3 protein-coding genes are annotated in these 3,748 nt (G+C 39.6%); 2 read left to right on the forward strand and 1 reads right to left on the reverse strand.

Features of this window, described 5'->3' with window-relative positions; genetic code table 11:
* Positions 1-190 precede the first annotated feature (190 nt).
* The gene (locus DWZ03_RS19685) at positions 191-562 is read left to right on the forward strand and encodes a hypothetical protein (RefSeq protein WP_005833603.1); all 372 of its coding nucleotides are present in this window, start codon (positions 191-193) and stop codon (positions 560-562) included.
* Positions 474-683, forward strand: coding sequence for a winged helix-turn-helix transcriptional regulator (locus tag DWZ03_RS20480; protein ID WP_227980286.1), 210 nt, complete (start codon positions 474-476; stop codon positions 681-683). The genes DWZ03_RS19685 and DWZ03_RS20480 overlap by 89 nt, the downstream gene beginning before the upstream one ends.
* Before the next feature lie 123 nt (positions 684-806).
* On the opposite strand, the gene DWZ03_RS19695 is transcribed toward DWZ03_RS20480, so the two are convergent.
* Complete coding sequence (locus tag DWZ03_RS19695) at positions 807-3,689, reverse strand: PL29 family lyase N-terminal domain-containing protein (protein ID WP_005833601.1); 2,883 nt, start codon at positions 3,687-3,689, stop codon at positions 807-809.
* Between the last annotated feature and the right edge of the window lie 59 nt (positions 3,690-3,748).

Raw genomic sequence — 3,748 nt, forward strand, 5'->3', positions numbered from 1 at the left:
AAGGTAATTTCATTTCTATTCATTTCCAATTTATTTATAAAGGGTTTATTCTGCAATATAAATAAATTAGATGAATATAAGGGAGACGAATATATTTCTTATATTTGCGAGAAACTTCGCATTGAAAATTGCAATACGAATACACCATACTGACTATACTCATTGGTGGAATTAAATAATTGAACACTATATGTCACTGCCAATAAACATAGAAGACCTGCTGCATCGTAATAAAGTGGAAAGTAATCGGGATTTCTTGAAAGAATTGGACTTGACAGAAGGTCGCTGCACCGGAATTCCTACAATCCAAGATGGGCTGGCTAAAAACGGTTCACCACGTGCTTCTATCGAAACCGATGAGGAACGCAGTTACTTCCTCATGTTCATACCCGTACATGAAGGATGCGGTAATGTAGTCAGAATGAAGGACAATACCGGAACATCACTGAGTAATATGGGGCAGGATGAAACTAATGTTGCCCAAAGATTGCCCAAAGATTGCCCAAAGTACATTGGAAGCAATTATACAAGATCCATATATAACCATTGGACAGTTGAGTGAAGTGCTAAAACTTTCTGAGAGAACAATAAAAAATAGAATAGTGCTGCTTAAACGGGAGGGACTGATAACTCGGATTGGCAGTAGAACATCGGGGTACTGGGAAGTGTTTAACAACGTGTAATAGTCAAGACTTGTTCTGACAGTTGGTTTATTATTGGAGGCACAATAAAAGAAGAGTGGATATAATCTTTTGTAAGACTATATCCACTCTTTTATTTATTATCTTCTAATAACTTGTTTACTTTTAGTTATTAGTGATAGTAGAGCTTACAGGAACTGTAATGAAATCAGTCTTGATGGTACCCCAACCATATTCTACGGTAACTTTAACGTAGATATTGAATGCTGAAACTTTAGTACCATTGTTCTTGTAAGTGATGAAACCATACTGAGAAGTCTTAGCATCATCACCGCTACCCATTGTGGTATTTGTGTTAGCTTTCAACTCTACCGTTACAGGAACAGCCTGACGAACACCGTTCAAGTCACATTCAGCATTGTCTACATCAGCAGTAATTGTGAATGGTCCGTAGAAGCCCCAGTAATTAGCATAGTCACTGAAGTAGCGATCACGCCAGTCGTAAGGAGCAATCAAATCTTCCAAGCGGATAAATGAACCCTTTTCACCAAAGTCAACAGCATCGATGAAGTTATCAGCAGCTTGTTCTGCAATGTTGACCGGACGGATGAAGTTAGCCTTGAAGTGATCTTTATTATCAAATGTAATAGTCACTACCTTAGTATCGTCATCGCATACACGACCAGTAGCACCAATATAAGTGTACATAGCACCAGTATTCAACAATTGCTTGGCAATAGCACTATTCTTGTTATAGGTTACAGTGTTAGGAGCGGTAGAACCAGCATTGTTAATAACAGCTATCTCTTCTTTTTTGCCGCCTACTGTAGCGTACAATGTCGTACCAGCTTCATCTGTTGTGAAGACTACATCAATATCACCAATCTTAGTGATATTCTTGATGTCATCAGCGCAGAAGAAGTATTCTATACCAGTCACTGCTTTGTCAAGTTTCAGTACGCCCGGAGTTCCTTCCGTACTATTCTTTGCCCAAGTTGTGAACGGAGAATTCAAATCATTAACAAATGTACAGTGAGTTGGGTCATCATCTGTCGTACTACTTGGTACGGCAACATTAAACTTGGTATAAGTTTTGTCTGCATCCCAATAGTTGGAGATGAAGTCGGCTTTTGCTACATTGTAAGACTTCTGGATATCTTCTACCGTAGCTTTCAGTACCAATTCAACATAAGCACCTGTTTGATTTTCACCTGCATAATATCTTACACGGTGAGTCAGCTGCTTGCTGGCATTTTCCCACAAAGCGTCTTTAGAGATAGTCCATTTGATTACGTGAGTAGCTTGAGTTTCTGCATCTGTTGTTTCTTCACAAGTACCCAAATCTGCCGGAGTCTGGTTAGCACCATAGTCGTAGAAATACGGATAAGTTGCGTGGAATTGTTCTTTACTCAGACCGATTTCATTGTATACCTGAACGTTCATATCCTTAACTGTTGACAGTTTTGAAGCTGCAGCATCATCGCAATCATACTTGAAGTTTTCGATAGTCAGTTCATATTGGTTAGTAACAGGAGCGCTTGTCTCATCTGCAATGAATACCTTGATGTAAGCTACCTTTACAAGGTTCTCGCCATCCATCAAACGAACACGTACGATAGGAGTACGGCCAATAGCTGCACGGCCTTCGGTTTCATACACTTTCGGGGTCAAAACGCCATCAGCCAAAGTCACGAAGTCTGCCTGATCGGTTACAGGATTACCTACCTTATAGTTCTTTACCACATCAAAAGCAAAGCTCAGGCCAAGTTTCTCCAAATCAGCAACCTTGATTTTGTCACCACCTTCACATGCCAATTCATGAGCTTCTACGCATTTCGTCAAGTCTAAGCTCTGGTTGTAAACAACAATGGTATCACAGTATGTTTTAGATTCTGCCTCAGTCTTTCCTTCTGCCCAAACAACCTTTTGATTGTATGCGTCAGCATCTACAGCAGCAATTTTAGTTCTATAGTGCTCGTCTTTATCAGCGATACCTTTCTTTGCAGCTTCGGCAGCCGGGTCAGCGATAGCCAAGTCACTCAAATCTTTCTTGAATACTGTAGCATAATCAGAAGTAACATCTTCACCATTTTCTTTCTCTACATTCAATGCAAACACAGAAATCTTTTCTTCTGTAGCGGCTATTCCCTTGATATTGACTTTGACCTTCAAAATACCGTCCGTAAAGGAAACGAATTCGGGAGTCATTGCAAAATCATTGGAAGCAGCAGCACGTGAACTGATATAATCCACGTTCGGTTTCACCATGAATGAAAGTTTGTCTTTCAGTTCATTAACGTTGGCATTGGCCGGATTTACATGATATTCGGCATAGACAACCGGATTGATAGTGGTGCTGGTAGCTGCAGCTGTCGTTTTTTCCGATTTAGAATCCTTTTCAGATAAAGTCAGTGCTTTATAAGCATAGGAATCATAAGTCAACCCCTGCACACCATCAACATACACTTGTGGGATGAAAACCAAGCTACGCAAATTGTTGGTCTTTGAAATTGTAACACTGCCTGTCGTTCCATCAGCCTTTGTCACATTGTATAGAATCACATCATTGCCATCCTCTACAGCAGTAATGCCCGTACCTTTCCAAGAGATATTGGTAGATTCCTTTAAGGTACCATCAGCATTGTAGATGTCAAAGTTCCCAGTTGTTTCATTAGGCTTATAGTAGCAACCATCACCACCTTTTTCGCCAACGGCTTTATAAGCCTGTTTTACGTCATCTTTATACCAATAGCCATCCTCTCCGATGCTCCATACTGCAGCATTTGTGCCATTTGAGCCATTGGTAATTTCATAAGAATTACCATTGCTAAGAGTAATAGTGATGCCATTTGCTCCCTTGACTACCCCTGTTATTACGCTACCGTCTGAAATCAGCTTATTAATCTGATCTATAGCCTTAGCGTTTTCATCAATTTGCTTCTGTAAGTTTTCGATGTCATCATCATAGTCCTTACAAGAAACAAATGTACCTGCAGCACCAACCATTAAGGCACTGAACAGGATCACACTTAGAAACTTTTTGTTCATAATTGAAAACTTTAAATTTATAAATTTAAAAAAATAAAAAGTGAATAATTTCTCATTTC

This window comes from Bacteroides sp. AF29-11, from assembly GCF_003602895.1.
GTDB lineage: Bacteria > Bacteroidota > Bacteroidia > Bacteroidales > Bacteroidaceae > Bacteroides > Bacteroides uniformis.